Raw genomic sequence first — 17,366 nt, 5'->3', positions numbered from 1 at the left:
GCCCGGTAAGCGAAGCGCCACCGGGCATTTTTCCAGCTCAGAGGTGAACCACCACCTCATCCCCCTCGGCTTTCACCACCACACCCCATTCGCTGCCCGCATGTGAACCGCCTTTTACGCCGCCGACCTTCTGCACGTTGCGCAAGCATACCGACCAGTTTTGCGCATCTCCCGCGCCGGTAAAGGTCACGACGTCGCCCTGACGTGACGCCTTCAGCGTAAACACCACAGAGCCGTCCGCCGCAGGCACTTCACTTACCGCCGTTGCGCCATCGCTCAGGTTGAAGAGCTGGAAGGCCGTCCCCTCGTGCCACGCATAGTCTGGCTTCTGGTTATTGTTACCCAGCGCCAGCAGCGTGTTGTCGCGCACATAGACCGGCAGGCTCAGGAAATCATGCTGCTGCTTATGCCAGCGGCTACCCTCGATTTCATCGTTGTGCCACAGGTGCGTCCAGCGCCCTTCCGGCAGGTAGAACTGCACGTCCCCCGCCTCGGAGAACACCGGCGCCACCATCATTGAATCCCCCAACATGTACTGGCGGTCGAGGTAATCGCACGCCGGATCGTCCGGGAACTCCAGCATCATCGCCCGCAGCATCGGCGTGCCGAACTCGTGCGCCAGCGCCGCCTGACGATACAGGTACGGCATCAGCTTGCATTTCAGCTGCGTGAAGTGGCGCACCACATCGCAGGACTCGTCATCGTACGCCCACGGCACGCGGTAGGATTTGCTGCCGTGCAGGCGGCTGTGGCTGGAGAACAGCCCGAACGCGCACCAGCGTTTGTAGACGTGCGCCGGAGCGGTGTTTTCGAACCCGCCGATATCGTGGCTCCAGAACCCGAAGCCGGACAACCCAATCGACAGCCCGCCGCGCAGGCTTTCGGCCATCGACTCATAGTTGGCGTAGCAGTCGCCACCCCAGTGTACCGGGAACTGTTGCGCACCCACGGAGGCAGAACGGGCAAACAGCACCGCCTCTTCTTCTCCCACCGTCTCTTTCAGCACGTTCCACACCAGTTCGTTGTAGATGTAGGCGTAATGGTTATGCATCTTCTGCGGATCGGAACCGTCAAACCACTGGACCTCCGTCGGGATACGCTCGCCGAAGTCGGTCTTGAAGCAGTCGACGCCGATCTCCACCAGGCCTTTCAGTTTGTCCGCATACCACCTGCACGCGTCCGGGTTGGTGAAGTCGTAGATCGCCAGCCCCGGCTGCCATTTGTCCCACTGCCACAGGGAGCCGTCCGGGCGCTTGAGCAGGTAGCCCTTCTCTTTCAACTCCCGGAAGATCGGCGATTTCTGGCCGATGTACGGGTTGATCCACACGCAGACCTTCAGCCCTTTCTCTTTCAGGCGGCGGATCATGCCTTCCGGATCGGGGAAGGTCACCGGGTCCCACTCGAAGTCGCACCACTGGAAGGCCTTCATCCAGAAGCAGTCGAAGTGGAACACGTGCAGCGGCAGGTCGCGCTCGGCCATGCCGTCGATAAAGCTGTTCACCGTCGCTTCGTCATAGTTAGTGGTGAAGGAGGTGGTCAGCCACAGGCCGAACGACCAGGCAGGCGGCAGCGCCGGACGCCCGGTGAACTGCGTATAGCGGTTCAGCACCTCTTTCGGCGTCGGGCCGTCGATCACGAAGTACTCCAGATATTCCCCTTCCACGCTGAACTGTACTTTGGAGACCTTCTCGGAGCCGACTTCAAACGAGACATTTTCCGGATGATTCACCAGCACGCCGTAGCCGCGGTTGGTCAGGTAGAACGGGATGTTTTTGTAGGACTGCTCGGTGCTGGTGCCCCCGTCGCGGTTCCAGGTTTCGACCGTCTGGCCGTTACGTACCAGCGCGGTAAAGCGCTCGCCCAGACCGTAGACCGTTTCCCCCACGCCCAGATCCAGACGTTCAAACACATAGTTGCGATCGGTATTGCTGTCCTGCACGTAGCCGTTGTTTTTCAGCTGGCTGCCGGTAATGCGCTGGCCGTTGCGCAGGAAATCCAGCGCCCAGAACTCGCCTTTGGCGACGCGCACGCTGACGCTGCCGCTTTTCAGCTCGGCAAATTCGGCGTTGTTTTCAATCTCAACTTTTACATCCTTCAGAACGTTCAGCGGATAGTGCGGGCCGTTGTTCAGCGCACCCTGGAAGTGCTCAATGCGCACCCCGACGATCCCTTCCTGCGGGGCAAACAGGCGCACCGTGAACATCAACGTGTCGAGCTGCCAGGTGCGTTCGCGCACGTCGCGCGGCGCCACAAACACGACCAGGTCATTGCCCTGCTGCTCCACGTCGAACACCTGCACCGGATACGTCACGTTCAGGCCCGGTTGAATAAGCCAGTTTCCATCACTGATTTTCATGCTTACGTCCTCTTAGTTCTGCAATTCTTTGCTGACTGGCAGGTTTTCAAACTCCTGCTGATTGCGGCGCGCGCCCTGCGCCAGCTCGCGCAGGATTTTGGTCAGGAAGGGGGTTTTCAGCGTGTAGTAGCGTTTGGCGATAATGGCGCTCAGCACGTAGCAGATCGCCGGAGCCAGCGTAAACAGGCCGATGATGATGCTGATGGTCGCGCTGTTCTGGGTTTTGGCTGCCGCGTCGTAGCCGCCGCCTGCCAGCATCCAGCCGATCATCGCCCCGCCCAGCGCCAGGCCGAGCTTCAGCACGAACAGCGTGCCCGCGAAGCTGATGCCGGTCAGACGTTTGCCGTTGGTCCATTCGCCGTAGTCGACGGTATCGGACATCATCACCCACTGAATCGGCGTCACCAGCTGGTGCAGCACACCGATAACGAAGATGAAGCCGAACATCAGCACGGTGGCATGCATCGGCACGAAGAACATCGCCACGCTGACCACCGCCAGCGCGGCGTTGGTCCACCAGAAGATGCTGACCTTGCACTTCCAGTCGGTGAGCGGTTTCGCCAGCGCGGATCCGATCAGGTTGCCGACGCAGTAGGTCGTCAGGAAGGCGACGAACACCTCCGGCGAGCCCATGATCCAGGTGCAGTAGTACATCATCGCGCCGCCGCGCACGCAGACGGCGAGGATGTTGAGGATGGTCAGCACGCCGACGATGCGCCACTGGTCGTTTTGCCAGATATCACGCAGATCTTCACGCATGGAGGTGGTGCTCGGCGGCACCTGGATGCGCTCTTTGGTGGTGAAGAAGCAGAACGCCAGCATCAGGAACGCGACCACCGACAGCACGGCGATCCCGCCCTGGAAGCCGAACGCCTTATCGTCGCCGCCAATCAGGTTCACCAGCGGCATCATCAGCACCGTGGAGAGCATGCCGCCCGCCGTCGCCAGCACAAAGCGCCAGGACTGGAGGGAGATACGCTGCGTCGGGTCGTTGGTGATCACGCCGCCCAGCGCGCAGTACGGGATGTTGACCACGGTATAGAGCAGGGTCAGCAGGGTGTAGGTGATGGCGGCGTAAACCATTTTACCGTTGAGGCTGAGGTCCGGCGTGGTATACGCCAGCACGCAGACGATGCCGAACGGGATCGCGCCGAACAAAATCCACGGACGGAACTTGCCCCAGCGGCTGCGGGTGCGGTCGGCAATCAGCCCCATGCACGGGTCGGAGATCGCATCCAGCGCGCGGGCCAGCAGGAACATGGTGCCGACAAACCCGGCGGGAATACCAAAAATATCGGTGTAGAAAAACATCATATAAAGCATGACGTTATCAAAAATGATATGGCTGGCGGCGTCTCCCATGCCGTAGCCAATCTTCTCTTTTACTGACAGTACTTCGCTCATATTTTTATCCTTCACGCTGTAGGGGGCGCTGAGACCGGTTGCATTGGTTTTAAACCATTGTTTCAGGAGCGGGTATTGCGTTTTCTGGTTAAGAGATTACGTTTCTTGTTTTTTGTGATCGGGATAAAAGTTGGTGAGCACGAAATGCTAACCTGAGGATTTTCTTAAGAATTAGCTGAAACAGGGGGGGTAAGGTCAAAAGAGAGGTGAAAAAAGTGGTGTGAGGTATGTGGTAAATGCCTGAAAGTAGCTATAATGCGCCCCGCCTCCATGTAGCAATGCAGGCGCGGAAGATCGTCATCTCCGGTGAGGTGGCTGGACTTCAAATCCAGTTGGGGGCGCCAGCGTTCCCGGGCAGGTTCGACTCCTGTGATCTTCCGCCAAAGTTCCTCCTCATCCATCCGAGAAAGTCTTAAAAACCCTTTATTTTCAATCATCATCATGGGCTAATCATCCGTAGCCGTCCGACAAGATCTCCCTGAATCCGTGAAAAATATGTATAGTGATGTGTATAGATCTTTTATACACATTTTTGACTTATACACATGCCACTCACAGACATTCAAATTAAACGAGCAAAGCCCCAAGACAAGCCCTACACATTGAACGATGGACAAGGCCTGTCATTACTCATCAATCCAGACGGCTCAAAGGGCTGGCGCTTCCGCTTTCGTTTTGCCGGTAAAGCACGGCTAATGTCATTTGGCAGCTACGACCTTGTGAGCCTCGCAGAAGCACGTGAGAAACGCGATACAGCTCGTAAGCAGGTAGCAAACGGCATAGACCCAGTAGAAGAACGTAAAGCCCAAAAGCTGGCACAGCAACTCTCAGCAGAGAATTCATTCGAAGCCATATGTCGAGAATGGCACACAAACAAAGCTGACCGCTGGACAGTGGCCTATCGCGAAGAAATCATTAAGACATTTGAACAAGATGTGTTCCCGTTCATTGGTAAACGCCCTATCAGTGAAATCAAACCGTTAGAACTGCTTGAAGTATTGAGACGAATAGAGAAGCGTGGAGCACTAGAGAAGACCAGAAAAGTGCGCCAAAGATGCGGCGAGGTCTATCGCTATGCAATCATAACTGGCCGCGCAGAATACAATCCTGCTCCTGATTTGGCTATTGCTTTGGCCGTTCCGAAGCAAAAACATCATCCATTTTTATCCGCTGAAGAGTTACCTCATTTTATTCGGGATCTTGAAGCGTATACCGGCAGCATCATCACTAAGAATGCGACAAAAATCGTCATGCTGACCGGTGTACGAACCCAAGAGATGCGCTTTGCTACGTGGGAAGAAGTAGACCTCGAAAAAGGTATATGGGAGATACCACCGGAACGTATGAAAATGCGTAGGCCTCACATTGTTCCTTTATCTACTCAGGTAATTGAGCTATTTAAGCAGCTCAAACCTATTACCGGCCATTATCCCTATATTTTTATTGGGCGGAACAATCATGGCAAACCAATCTCGAAGGAGAGCGTGTCACAAGTGATTGAGTTACTTGGCTACAAAGGACGTGCTACCGGTCACGGTTTTAGACATACGATGTCGACAATCCTGCATGAACAAGGGTTTGATAGTGCATGGATTGAGATGCAATTAGCGCATGTTGATAAAAACAGCATTCGTGGCATTTACAATCATGCCAGTTACGAACAAAATAGAAGAAAAATGTTACAATGGTACGCTGACTACATTCTAAAAAGGGATTGATTTCATGCAAGATGTAATTAATTGGGTTTTATTAAATAAAGAATGGCTATTCTCTGGCGTAGGATTGCTAGCTATTACTGTTATCGCAAAAATCTTCTTTCGGTCTAAAAATGATGGGATTAAATCAAATAAACAAAAATCTTGCATGTTTTCAATTGGGTCGAATAATAAAACAAAAAATACTCAGAAAAATGAGCAATAGCAACGCTCAAAAATCAAATGTAAACATTCTTGGTTCAAATAATGAAACCAAGGTCAACCAATTCAACATTTCAATTTACGCCAATGATGTTTTGTCAATTACAAATGAACTTAGAGAGAATATAATAGATACCCTAGAGGGCGAATTAGTTAATTCTGAGCTTAATGTTTTTTTATGCTATCCGAACATTTTGAAAGATAAATTATTTGACTCTTGCATCAACAATCTTAAAACCGAACTTAGTAAAATAGATGCTGTGATTTATGAGGGGGGAGGAAAGCAAACTCTGCCCGATACTGAAAGTGTGTATATACATATAGCGGAATTAGATTTTATTAACAAAAAGTGTGATAGTATCATCATATTCGTCTTAGATGAATTAACCCTATCACAGATAACTTTAATAAGTTATTACAAAATAACTAAAGATATTAAAAATCCAGATTTGATAGTCATCTGCAATGACAAAATAAAAAATCTCGATCGTTTTTTTTCATTAGGTGTTCTTCAATATTGTGACGATAACAGCATTAAAATATTTGACATATCCGATATTGAAGATGAAAAAATTGAAAATATTATTAGACGAGTCAGGAATAAAAAACTCGTTTCTAAAAATAAAGGCCTTTTGGGAGGATAAATGTCTAACTCAATAAACTTTCGCTTACTTTTATGGGCCACCTCAATTATTCAACCTGCAGCCCCATCTGAGATATTATATTACTTGAGATTAATATTAACAGATGACGGAGCATTACCAAACATTGATTCATTGAAACAGCACCTTAAAGAATTACATAAAATTGGCTATGTGGAATTAGTTTCCATTAAAAACGAGCTGTATTCTATAACTCCCTCTGGCGATGAAAAACTTTCAGCAAATTTAAAAAAACTAAGAGACAAGTTGCGTATTTTCCTTCTTGACAAATGCCATAAATCCACTAAATTGGGTGTGCTAGCCTCTACTGATACAAAGAATATGGACGGCGCACCGCCGTCTTTGCAGTTAAGGCCTTACATAAAAGAGGTTCCGCACCCAAGCCTGTCTTGGGCGTCCGGGACCTTGCCCAGCCGCCCAAGACAGGCTTGGGTGCGGATCTTTGAGCAATTACGAATTGGTTCAATGTCCAGTAGTCAGGCTAGCATCCTTTCAAAAGATAGTGATAGCCTAATTCCCGAAAAAAAAATTATCGCAGCTCCAATTTTCTATTCTTACAAGTCACTAAACAGTCCCCTTTTCGAAAATAACGGCATTTTAACGGTCGCATCTTGTATCGGACTTACACCACGACTTATAAGCTCTATGATAAAAAATCCAGATAGATATTATCGGATTTTTGATATGCGTAAAAAGAGCGGTGGTGTTAGAAAAATATCAGCACCACGGAAATTCATGAAGGTAACACAGTATTGGATAAATGATTATTTTTTGAATAGACTAAATATTCACTCCTCATGTTTCTCATATAGAAAGGGGATCAGTATTCATGACAATGCTTATCCACATCAAAATAATAAGTTCATTGCCAATATAGACATTGAAAACTATTTTGGTTCCATTAATAAAACCATGATAAAGAACTGTCTTTTAAGAAATAATATATCTGAACATATAGTTAATACTATTGCAGGTTTAACAACTCTCTATGGTACTTTACCACAGGGTGCACCTACTAGTCCTAATATATCAAATGCCATATTGTTTGAATTCGATGAATTAATGACAAACCAAGCTTTAGTTAGAGACTGTGTATACACTCGATATTCTGACGATATAACTATAAGTGGCGATAATAGACACTTAATAGAAGAACTTGTCAGCCTCGCGAAAAATAAAATAAACTCCATGGGCTTTACCTTAAATAATGCAAAATATAGGCTGCTCTCATATAACAACAGACAAGCGGTTACTGGGATCTTAATTAACGGCCCACTAAGGCCACCTAGAGCATATCGCCGAAGAGTTAGAGCAATATTTGATCAAGCAATAAAGTCAAATGATCAAACCTCGTTAACAATTAATGCGTTAAAGGGGCATTTAAATTATTTACAGTCATTCAAAAAATATGGCTTCAGCTTTGAAGAAACTAAATATTCATTAATCATTGAAAAATTAACAAAAAAGTAAAACATCACTATTTACAACGCCATTTTAGGATGGCGTTATTGTATCCACTATGTAAGTTATCGAAGTACTTATTGATTATTTATCCAATTCAATAGCAATCGAACAAACTTATGGAAGATAATTTCTGCGGCTTATGGCTGATTTTTATTTCCACTCCTCAAAGATTCGTCACGACCTCAACCCTTTTGACACTCCCGAGGCCCCGTACGGCGCGGTGATCCGTTCAGGCCATGAAAAATAATAACTTTAATGCTGGCGCGCAATGCTCTCCCCGCCACGCCTGCCCGCTTAACGGGGCGCTTTTAATGCAGGTGCATGATAGTGCTCAGGGCGCGCCAGTACTGGCGCAGGAGAGAGATTCAGTGACGTAAAAACTCATGCAAAACCATGCACCTTAGACATGCATGGCTTTTTTTCGGAAAAATAGCGGTATTTTCGGGGATTTATTTAGTGGGCTACTGCGCGGCCAGTTCTGCACGAAGGCGGGCAAAAATCATGTTTTTTGCGGGAGAATATTTTACCTGATTATCCACCCGGGAAGCCGCGTCAGGCCTGAATCCGATGGCCGTTAAAATTGCACTGTCCTGTGCACAATATTCTATTTTTTTTCCTTCCGTCAGCCAGACCAGAAGGGCTTCACGCAGATAAATCAGTGACCGGTCAACCGCACGCTCTTTCATCCGGTCTGACTGCCCGCTGATATCCATCAGTTCCGGTGCCAGAATGGAGGCCAGCATATCGCCGTGCGCCTGCATAAACTCATCAAGCCGGTCACTGATGCTGATATGCTGCACGGCTTCATGCGAGCGTATATAGCGCCCGGCCGCGCCGTTAATTTCCCACTGTCTGACTTCAATTGTGTCGCGCAGTACCTGAAGACGACCGGCAGGATGTTCTGTATCCGCCTGAAGCTGTTCGCGGTATTCCTCTTCGGTCGCGGCCAGCTCTGCCCTCAGATTCAGCCAGGCGGATTTGTTGTTCTGGCAGGCTTCATAAGCCTGCTCCAGCGTTAAGGTTGTCATCGAAATCCCCGTGATTAATGAAAACGTTGTTTTTTAATTTTACCGGACTCACACACGATAAATTCGTCATCGCTAAGGTCGGCCAGTGCCGGTGACTGTATGATTTTGTCCACTGCCGTCATCGCCCGGAAAGAAGCCGAACACACAATATTCGTGCACTGGTAATAACTCTGTTTCACCTTTTCCGACAAATATCGGCTGCTGCGTGTGTGCGCCGGACTTTTGCAGAACGGACAGTGCATCATGGCAGCAGGCCACGCGCTTTAAGGTCGGCCTCACGTTCACGCAGCTCGTTATAGAATCGGGTGCGGCGTGCAGGCGTTGAGGCTGTCTTATAATCCATGTGCGGGAGTGTTTCGGCCGACAGCCCGGCGCGATAAAGTACGGGTTCATCACTGAGGCGAATATGATGTTTCGTGGCCGCATCCATAAGCCAGGACACGACCTCCTGCATGATTTCCTTCTCCGGCTCCACATACCCCAGTGCGGCTTCCGCTTCCCTTTCAGGCTCACCACTGCGTGACAGCATTTTCAGCTTCATCGCCCGGATGAGCGGCCCACAGGCTTCCCTGAGTGCCTTATCAAGCTCACCGGAGGCATATTTTCTCAGGAGGTCGTAATGCTCCTGGCGGTAGTCCCGTGCCGAAACGCTACAGGCCGCTTCCAGTTTATCGCGTTCAAAATTCAGCACTTCTGCCATCGCGTCACATTCCTGTGCCAGCTCACGGGAAGCCACGCGCATCAGATGACGGTTTCTGAGTTCATCCGTCAGCACTGCACCGGCGGCGCGGAAGGCACTGCGCCATTCGCCGGTATCGATGCCGTTCTCCTGCTCCAGCCCTGCTTTTTGCTCCACAGTACGGGTGATGGCCGTGGTGACTTCATCCAGATTGCGGGCATTTTCAGTGTGGACGGCTTTTGCCTTATCAAGACGGTTAAACGCAGGTTTCAGATTTTCAGGAATGGTTGAATCAGTCATGGTTTTCTCCTCGGGATATCAAGATGAAGAGATTCTGCCGTGCACCACACAACATCGCGACCGGTTGCAGTTGTGGCAGCGCTGGCACAAACAGCACTCAAAAACCGGGCTTGCCAGAGAAAGGTCTCAGGAAAACCTTACTCATCATTTGTTTTTTTACTGTTTACTGTTCACTACTGTTCACCATAAGAAAAAAGATAAGTAATACAGTGAATTAAAGGGTGAACAGTTGAGGATATGACTGTTCACCGTCTGTTCACCACTGTTCACCCTTCTGTTTTGCTCTGACCATACCATTTAGACTTTATTTCGATTAAAAACTAAAAATGTATAACTAAAAGCAATAGAAATTGGTGCTTTCTGATGCAGTGATTTGCATATATTTGCCAGCGTTTGCCTTTGTTTGCCATAGCGAAAAGTCAATGTTTGTTTCCCCGAAAATCTCACATGACCTGAGGGAAAATATAGACATAATAAGGAGCTACCCGAAGCCGGACGGACACGACCGGCACTGTATGGACTTTATGAGGTAGCCCGATGCACACCGCTTTTTCTTCCCCGTATTCTTCTCCTGCCGCACCGCTGATGCCGGTCTCTGACGCCGTTCAGGAACGCTTTATCCGTCTGCCCGAAGTGATGCACCTGTGCGGCCTGTCCCGCTCCACGATTTACGACCTCATCAGCCGGGAAGCATTCCCGAAACAAATCTCACTGGGCGGGAAAAACGTGGCGTGGGCACAGTCAGAAATCACCGGATGGATGGCGGATCGCATTGCTGAGCGTAACCGGGGTTACGACGCATGATGATGACCGTTCAGCAAACAGCCCCTTTTTCTGGCTTGCTTCTGTTGTGTGTTTCCTGGTACAGTTTTCCCGCTGTCGCAAAATCGGCAGCCGGGCGTAGGAACCCGTGTTTAACTATGGCGACACCGGACGCGCCATGCGTCTTTTTTTGTGTCTGTGCCTTGATGCACCCATTCAATACACAATGGTCTTTTCGCCATTGTGGGTATCATGTAATGGTGGCTCAGGCGGGGCAGCCTTCGGGCTGGCCGGTTCTCATAGTTACCGGTATTCCTACCCCCGTCTGGGCTACCACCAATGAGCGTAGGAACTCCGGTGGTGGCTGTAACCAGCTAACTATGGAGGTTGCCCTTATGGCTACGATCCTCACCCCGTCACACCCGCAGTTTGTCTTCGTGTTTGCTGCCGTTCGCCGCGCAGACCGCAAGCCCCGTATCTGTATGCTCCGCACCGTTGCCGGTGACGAGCACGCTGCACGCCTTTCCCTCGTTCGCGATTACGTCCTTTCGTTTGCTGGCCGTCTGCCGGTGGCGGAGGTGCGCGCATGAAACACACCACCATCACCATTCAGGAACTCGAATGCCTGGAACATCTGCGCAATGTCGGCCACTTCGTGAATGCCCTGATGCAGGAGCAGGACTGCACCACCCTTCGCCGCGACCCGGCACAACAGTCGCAGCTCACCTCCGTGATTTACCTGATGACCGCCCAGCTCGACGGCGTGGTCGAACGCTGTAATCAGCGCTGGCTGACCGGGGAGGCTAACGCATGAAAAAGCCATTATCGCCTGTATTACGCGCCGCCCTGTATCGCCGCGCTGTGGCCTGTGCCTGGCTGTCGGTGTGCGAACGTCAGCACCGCCACCCGCACCTCACCCTCGACGCGCTGGAAAGCGCCATTGCCGACGAGCTGGAGGGCTTCTACCTGCACCAGCACGGAGAGGAAAAAGGCCGTCTGATTGCCTGTGCGCTGCTGGAGGATTTAATGGAAGCCGGGCCACTTAAAGCCGCGCCGTCGCTGTCCTTTCTGGGGCTCGCCGTAATGGATGAGCTTTGCACCCGCCATATCACATCGCCTGTACTGCACTGAGGGAAAAATAACGATGAAAATGAACGTAACGGACACCGTACAACAGGCGTGCGGTCACTGGCCGCGCATTCTCCCGGCGCTGGGTGTGACAGTGATGAAAAACCGGCATCAGGCCTGCCCGGTGTGCGGCGGCTCTGACCGCTTTCGCTTTGATGATAAAGAGGGGCGCGGGACGTGGTTCTGCAACCAGTGCGGCGCGGGTGACGGACTGAAACTGGTTGAGAAGGTGTTCGGTGTGTCGGCCTCCGAGGCCGCCGGAAAGGTGAACGCCCTGACCGGCAGCCTGCCGCCGGTTGCTGAGGACATTATTGCCGCCGCTGAGGCTGAAACTGATGCCGACCGCAAGGCGGCAGCCACGCTTGCTGCAAAGCTTCTGGAGAAAACCCGCACGGCCACCGGCAACGCCTACCTGACCCGCAAGGGCTTCCCCGGTCATGAGTGTGTCATGCTGACCGGTACACACAAAACCGGCGGCGTGACGTTCCACGCCGGCGATGTGGCGGTGCCGTTGTATGACGATACCGGCGTGCTGGTTAACGTGCAGCTCATCAATGCTGACGGCCTCAAACGCACCCTGAAAGGCGGCGCGGTAAAAGGGACATGCCACACCCTCGAAGGGAAAAAAGAGGCAGGGAAACGGCTGTGGATAGCGGAAGGTTATGCGACCGCGCTCACCGTGCATCACCTGACCGGTGAAACCGTCATGGTCGCGCTCTCGTCCGTGAACCTCCTTTCTCTGGCGAGCCTTGCCCGACAGAAACACCCGGCCTGTCAGATTGTGCTCGCCGCCGACCGCGACCTCAGCGGGAACGGCCAGACAAAAGCCGCAGCGGCGGCACAGGCCTGCGAGGGCACGGTTGCCCTCCCGCCGGTGTTCGGTGACTGGAATGATGCGTTTATGCAGCAGGGCGAGGACGTCACGCGTAAGGCGATTTATGGTGCCATCCGGCCACCGGCGCAAAGCCCGTTCGACACCATGAGCGAGGCGGAATTTACCGCCATGAGTACCAGTGAAAAGGCCATGCGGGTGCACGAGCATTACGGTGAAGCGCTGGCCGTGGACGCCAACGGCCAGCTCCTGTCCCGGTATGAAGCCGGGACATGGAAAATCATCCCGCCATCGGACTTTGCACGCGATGTGGCCGGGCTGTTCCAGCGCCTGCGCGCCCCGTTCTCGTCGGGGAGCATTGCCTCGGTGGTGGATACCCTGAAACTGATTATCCCGCAGCAGGCCGCCCCGGCGCGCCGTCTGATTGGTTTTCGCAACGGCGTGCTCGATACCCTCACCGGCGTATTCAGCCCACACAGCAAATCACACTGGCTGCGCACGCTGTGCGATGTGGACTTTACGCCGCCGGTGGAGGGTGAAACGCTGGAAACCCATGCACCAAATTTCTGGCGCTGGCTTGACCGGGCGGCCAGCGGCAACGCTGAAAAGCGGGACGTTATTCTGGCTGCGCTGTTTATGGTGCTGGCGAACCGCTACGACTGGCAGCTCTTTCTCGAAGTGACCGGGCCGGGTGGCAGCGGTAAAAGTATTCTGGCCGAAATTGCGACCCTGCTCGCCGGGGAGGATAACGCCACGTCAGCGACCATTGAGACGCTGGAATCACCACGCGAACGCGCGGCGCTGATTGGCTTCTCGCTGATACGCCTGCCTGACCAGGAGAAATGGAGCGGGGATGGCGCGGGACTTAAGGCCATCACCGGCGGCGATGCAGTGTCAGTCGACCCGAAATACCGCGATGCGTATTCGGCCTATATCCCGGCGGTGATTCTGGCCGTGAATAATAACCCGATGCGTTTCACCGACCGCAGCGGCGGCGTGTCCCGTCGTCGGGTAATCATCCACTTCCCCGAACAAATCGCCCCGGAGGAGCGTGACCCGCAGCTTAAGGACAAAATCGCACAGGAGCTGGCCGTCATCGTGCGCCAGCTTATGCAGCAGTTCAGCGACCCGATGAGCGCCCGCGCACTGCTCCAGTCACAGCAGAACTCCGACGAGGCACTCAGCATCAAGCGCGATGCTGACCCGACATTTGATTTTTGCGGCTATCTGGAAGCACTGCCGCAGACGAACGGGATGTTTATGGGGAACGCCAATATTATCCCGCGACAACCCCGTAACTATCTCTATCACGCCTATCTGGTCTATATGGAGGCGAACGGTTACAAGCATGTGCTGAGCCTGAAAATGTTCGGACTGGGGCTGCCGATGATGCTGAAAGAGTACGGGCTGAATTATGACAAGCGGCACACCAAGCAGGGGACACAGACCAACCTGACGCTAAGGGAAGACAGCAACGGCGACTGGCTGCCGAAATGCGACGAAACCGCAGCGACATAACCTACCTCAGACCGGCAACCGCCGGTCTTTTTATGTCTGATTGCCCCCTGAGGTGAACAATCGACTGTTCACCCTTCACCATCTGTTCACCACTTAACGCCATGAAATTACTGTATAAAAATGAAAGGTGAACAGTGTGAACAGTAAAACCTAAAAAAACTTTTTTACCCCCCCCCTCATTGTCTGACCCGGCGAAACCTGAGCGAGCAAAAATCACAAAGGTGAAGAGTCGACTGTTCACTCTTCACCAACTAATCACCACTTAACATTATGATTTAAAAAGATAAAATTGCGAGGTGAACAGTGTGAACAGTTAAATGCAAAAAAAGTTTTTTTGCGTATGATGTCGGTATGAGGCTTCACAAGAGAATTTGAATAATGGATAAGACTAGAGACTTTATTCTTGGAGGGCTTTCTCGCTTTGGCTTGGCTGATTTGCCCGGCAGACCTTACGATTCTGCTTTTGAATTAATAGCCTCCCCACCTATACGCAAACGCCTCATTGTGATGGGCTTCAATGGTTCGTCAGCTGATTCCCATATGACCAACAGCCAGTCTATTATTCAGGATCATTCAAAGCCTCTTGTCTCGAATGTCCATTTAGGGACGCAGGGGGAATGGGGAATTACTCACCTAGCTAAGCGACTACAACAGATACCTATCAGCCTCGGTTACAGATGGGAAGACGTAGTATTTACGAATGCTCTAATGATGTGCTCAACCAATGCCTCAGCACTCAAACAGGAGGCGAGTCGACACAAACTAACTGTCGAACAACTCGTAAAATACTCCGCAAGATTTTTTGAGAATGTCACAATCCCTCTGTGTAAGCCTGAACTGATTATCGCTTATAGCAACAGTCTACAATCCCTTTCAGCAGCAAATATTTTGCTAAAACACTTCGGTGATCCAAGCACTCTCATCTATACGCAGCAGAAGGGTTATTACACAACTTTCGCTTTCTCAGCCGTACTAAATGATGTGAAAATCCCTGTAATATGTGTCCGTCATATGTCTAGATTTAAACCTTCAGAAGAGTTAATTGAAACAGCTCTAGAGATGATGAAGGGACTTTAGCTTTATCCGTCAGATTGAACCATACACTTGGAACAATGTGTATAGCGATGTGTATAACTAAAATACCACCTCAAAACAAAACACAATAAAAACATAAAGTTACATCTGAATCAGAACTCCTGTGATCTCCGCCAAAAATTTTCTTTTGTTTTTAAAATTTTTTAGGCACCCTTTGTATTATCTATTTGTGATCCTATTTTTTCATTGAAGTAATTTATTTCTCTCTTAGCTGTTCGTATTAGTTTTATATTAAGTTTATAGATAAGGGGTGTATATCATTGAATTTCACTTAATAAAAAAGGCAACACGAATTATTCGTATTGCCTGTTTTGATGGTATAACATCTACCATAGTCTAACTAAAGATCGAACTTAGTTCTTAAATTGCTGATGACTTTAGACTCATAATCACCATAGCTATCGAGATATTGCGTATCTACATGATAAGATTCTTCGATGCTATAGTTTATTGGTTTACCCTGTTCATCTTTTCTTTTCCTGTTATAGGCAAAGAATTTAGCATACCGCTTAGGTGCAACACCTTCGAAGTTTTCAAATAAAACTTTCTCTGGGGATGGCGAATGATCTGGTTGACAGATGGTATCATCATGCAATTGTAGAGCGAGGCTTTTTTCATAGGGCTCTATGTAGACGACTCTCTTGATCCCAGCGGCAACGATATGTCTCGCACAAACGTGGCAAGGATACGTAGTACAATATAAAGTATTCCCTATTGTACCAATGTTTGTATTACGTGCTAAAGAAACAATTGCATCCATCTCGGCATGTACAGCCCTAGAATATTCAATGAGATATTTTGCTTTTGTCTCATTCATTATTTCATCAGCCAAGACATCGGCTTCATTTAAGCTATATTTTGAGAGAATAGTTTTAATTTCATTTTTTAACAAGGCTTTATGTTTATCATTATGACAACCATTTTTGTTAAAACATCTTTTATCTTTATTACTCTCTGCAGTATATAATCCACCACCAAATGCGGGAACATCGTTACGACCCGTTGCAATTATATTCCCCTCAGTATCCATTATAGAAGCGCCAACTTGACGAGATAAACATGCAGAACCTAATGATGCGGAATATGCGCTATACATTCCTGATTCATCTTTAGATGGCGTAATATGGCTAACACCATGAATTAAATCTATAAACCTTGAAACTGATTTTTTCATCACATCTGTATCTAAATTTTTGATGAAATAATCAGCTAACTGAAGGGTTTCTTCGACTTGCTGGCCGTTCTTGTTTTTTGACTTTCTATCTCGCTCTATAATTTTAGCTATGCTTTCTGGATTAATTCCCTCATCTTTCAAATTCTGTATTCTTTCAGAAACAGTCCTTAAAAGCCCTACAAGGTAAAAATTATTTTTATAAACTTGATTAAAAAGTTCAACTTCTGAAGGATGCTTGATTTGGTCTATAATATAAGCAGTCTTTTTCGTATTTTTTGTAAGTTCTGAAGTATCGCTACCATATATAATCTCTCTCTTTTCTTGTATAGATAGAACTGCCAATTCTGCACATATAAAATGGCCATGCTTTCCACGTAATCCATCACCTAAATCTTGGAGAGTATTGTAACGTTCATAGTTATCTAAATGGTGCGTTTTACTCTTGCTATATGCTGCTATTAAATCACTAATCCTAATATGTTCTACATGGTAGCCATTCTGTTTCAAACATAAAACCATTTGTTCTTTTAATGTTTTTATTCCAGAACCCATTGCTCCACACAAACCTACAATTAGCTCTTGAGAACGACGGCCTTTAATATCATTAATACTGTCCGAGTTATTTTTTTCCCAATGGACAGGTATAATATTTTCTGCTGTATCAGCCATGACATTACTCCGAAATAGTTAAAAAATCAAGGCGAATATATTTAAACTGAATTTAATTAGCTAGAACTTACCAATTGATTTTTGAAGCTGCTTTGAGTATTTTATTTCTTACAGAAGAGGACGTCTTTTTAATTCGACGCTCAGTGATACTTTCAATATTATTAACATATGACGAACGGCGAGCGACGGAATCGTTAGATTCTTTATCGTTTCTATTTTCTTCCGTTATACGCACAATGTTAGTCATTTTTTTCCTTATACCCCGGAACATAAAAACTGCACAATTATACAGTTGCAGCATTTTTTTTCAATGCTCACCTTATGCTTTACATCACAAAAAACGTTTGGGCAAGAAAATATGGGTGTTTTTTTTGTAAAA

General features: G+C 49.1%; 15 protein-coding genes and 1 tRNA gene. 10 read left to right on the top strand and 6 right to left on the bottom strand.

The annotated features are described in order from the left end of the window. Positions 1-37 precede the first annotated feature (37 nt). Both yicI and LOC22_RS11345 read right to left on the bottom strand, forming a co-directional pair. On the bottom strand, positions 38-2,356 hold the full coding sequence (gene yicI / locus LOC22_RS11350; RefSeq protein WP_230238906.1) for an alpha-xylosidase: 2,319 nt from the start codon (positions 2,354-2,356) through the stop codon (positions 38-40). Positions 2,357-2,368: 12 nt separating this feature from the next. Next, complete coding sequence (locus LOC22_RS11345; protein ID WP_015570055.1) at positions 2,369-3,760, bottom strand: glycoside-pentoside-hexuronide family transporter; 1,392 nt, start codon at positions 3,758-3,760, stop codon at positions 2,369-2,371. A gap of 288 nt (positions 3,761-4,048) precedes the next feature. Between LOC22_RS11345 and LOC22_RS11340 the strand changes: the two genes are divergently transcribed. The 4 genes from LOC22_RS11340 to LOC22_RS11325 all read left to right on the top strand — a co-directional run bounded on the left by LOC22_RS11340 (position 4,049) and on the right by LOC22_RS11325 (position 7,808). After that, positions 4,049-4,143, top strand: a tRNA-Sec gene (locus LOC22_RS11340). A gap of 162 nt (positions 4,144-4,305) precedes the next feature. Further along, positions 4,306-5,478 (top strand): tyrosine-type recombinase/integrase, encoded by a 1,173-nt coding sequence (locus tag LOC22_RS11335; RefSeq protein WP_230238905.1) that lies wholly within the window; start codon positions 4,306-4,308, stop codon positions 5,476-5,478. A gap of 110 nt (positions 5,479-5,588) precedes the next feature. After that, complete coding sequence (locus LOC22_RS11330; protein WP_202048122.1) at positions 5,589-6,320, top strand: hypothetical protein; 732 nt, start codon at positions 5,589-5,591, stop codon at positions 6,318-6,320. Next, the gene (locus tag LOC22_RS11325; protein ID WP_230238904.1) at positions 6,321-7,808 is read left to right on the top strand and encodes a reverse transcriptase domain-containing protein; all 1,488 of its coding nucleotides are present in this window, start codon (positions 6,321-6,323) and stop codon (positions 7,806-7,808) included. Positions 7,809-8,263: 455 nt separating this feature from the next. Here the strand turns inward: LOC22_RS11325 and LOC22_RS11320 are convergent, their stop codons facing one another. Genes LOC22_RS11320 through LOC22_RS11310 form a run of 3 tightly spaced genes read right to left on the bottom strand, consistent with a single transcriptional unit; the run spans position 8,264 to position 9,809 of the window. Then, complete coding sequence (locus LOC22_RS11320) at positions 8,264-8,830, bottom strand: phage polarity suppression protein (RefSeq protein WP_230238903.1); 567 nt, start codon at positions 8,828-8,830, stop codon at positions 8,264-8,266. 14 nt (positions 8,831-8,844) lie between these two features. Further along, on the bottom strand, positions 8,845-9,075 hold the full coding sequence (locus LOC22_RS11315; RefSeq protein WP_045352807.1) for an ogr/Delta-like zinc finger family protein: 231 nt from the start codon (positions 9,073-9,075) through the stop codon (positions 8,845-8,847). Beyond that, the gene (locus tag LOC22_RS11310) at positions 9,072-9,809 is read right to left on the bottom strand and encodes a glycoprotein 3 (protein ID WP_230238902.1); all 738 of its coding nucleotides are present in this window, start codon (positions 9,807-9,809) and stop codon (positions 9,072-9,074) included. Before LOC22_RS11310 ends, LOC22_RS11315 begins: the two co-directional genes overlap by 4 nt. Positions 9,810-10,346: 537 nt before the next feature. Here LOC22_RS11310 and LOC22_RS11305 point away from each other — a divergent pair. The 6 genes from LOC22_RS11305 to LOC22_RS11280 all read left to right on the top strand — a co-directional run bounded on the left by LOC22_RS11305 (position 10,347) and on the right by LOC22_RS11280 (position 15,126). Continuing rightward, on the top strand, positions 10,347-10,613 hold the full coding sequence (locus LOC22_RS11305; protein WP_230238901.1) for a helix-turn-helix transcriptional regulator: 267 nt from the start codon (positions 10,347-10,349) through the stop codon (positions 10,611-10,613). Then, positions 10,610-11,161: a host cell division inhibitor Icd-like protein gene (locus LOC22_RS11300; RefSeq protein WP_230238900.1), complete on the top strand. Its 552-nt coding sequence runs from the start codon at positions 10,610-10,612 to the stop codon at positions 11,159-11,161. Before LOC22_RS11305 ends, LOC22_RS11300 begins: the two co-directional genes overlap by 4 nt. Next, positions 11,158-11,385, top strand: a complete 228-nt coding sequence (locus LOC22_RS11295; protein WP_047352670.1) for a hypothetical protein — start codon at positions 11,158-11,160, stop codon at positions 11,383-11,385. The genes LOC22_RS11300 and LOC22_RS11295 overlap by 4 nt, the downstream gene beginning before the upstream one ends. Next, entirely contained in the window at positions 11,382-11,702 is a 321-nt protein-coding gene (locus LOC22_RS11290; protein WP_230238899.1) for a DUF5375 domain-containing protein, read from the top strand. The genes LOC22_RS11295 and LOC22_RS11290 overlap by 4 nt, the downstream gene beginning before the upstream one ends. 13 nt (positions 11,703-11,715) lie before the next feature. Beyond that, positions 11,716-14,049 carry a primase-helicase zinc-binding domain-containing protein gene (locus tag LOC22_RS11285; RefSeq protein ID WP_230238898.1) on the top strand — a complete coding sequence of 778 codons (2,334 nt, stop codon included), beginning with the start codon at positions 11,716-11,718 and terminating at the stop codon, positions 14,047-14,049. 378 nt (positions 14,050-14,427) lie between these two features. Continuing rightward, the gene (locus LOC22_RS11280; protein ID WP_230238897.1) at positions 14,428-15,126 is read left to right on the top strand and encodes a hypothetical protein; all 699 of its coding nucleotides are present in this window, start codon (positions 14,428-14,430) and stop codon (positions 15,124-15,126) included. A 358-nt stretch (positions 15,127-15,484) separates the two neighbouring features. Here LOC22_RS11280 and LOC22_RS11275 read toward each other — a convergent pair whose 3' ends face one another. Beyond that, positions 15,485-16,987 carry an anti-phage dCTP deaminase gene (locus tag LOC22_RS11275; protein ID WP_058646794.1) on the bottom strand — a complete coding sequence of 501 codons (1,503 nt, stop codon included), beginning with the start codon at positions 16,985-16,987 and terminating at the stop codon, positions 15,485-15,487. Between the last annotated feature and the right edge of the window lie 379 nt (positions 16,988-17,366).

Origin of the sequence: Enterobacter sp. AN-K1 (genome assembly GCF_020971765.1) — a bacterium.
GTDB classification, from domain to species: Bacteria; Pseudomonadota; Gammaproteobacteria; order Enterobacterales; family Enterobacteriaceae; genus Enterobacter; species Enterobacter hormaechei_C.
Note: the sequence above shows the minus strand (reverse complement) of the source record. Positions and strands in the feature narration are given on the sequence as shown.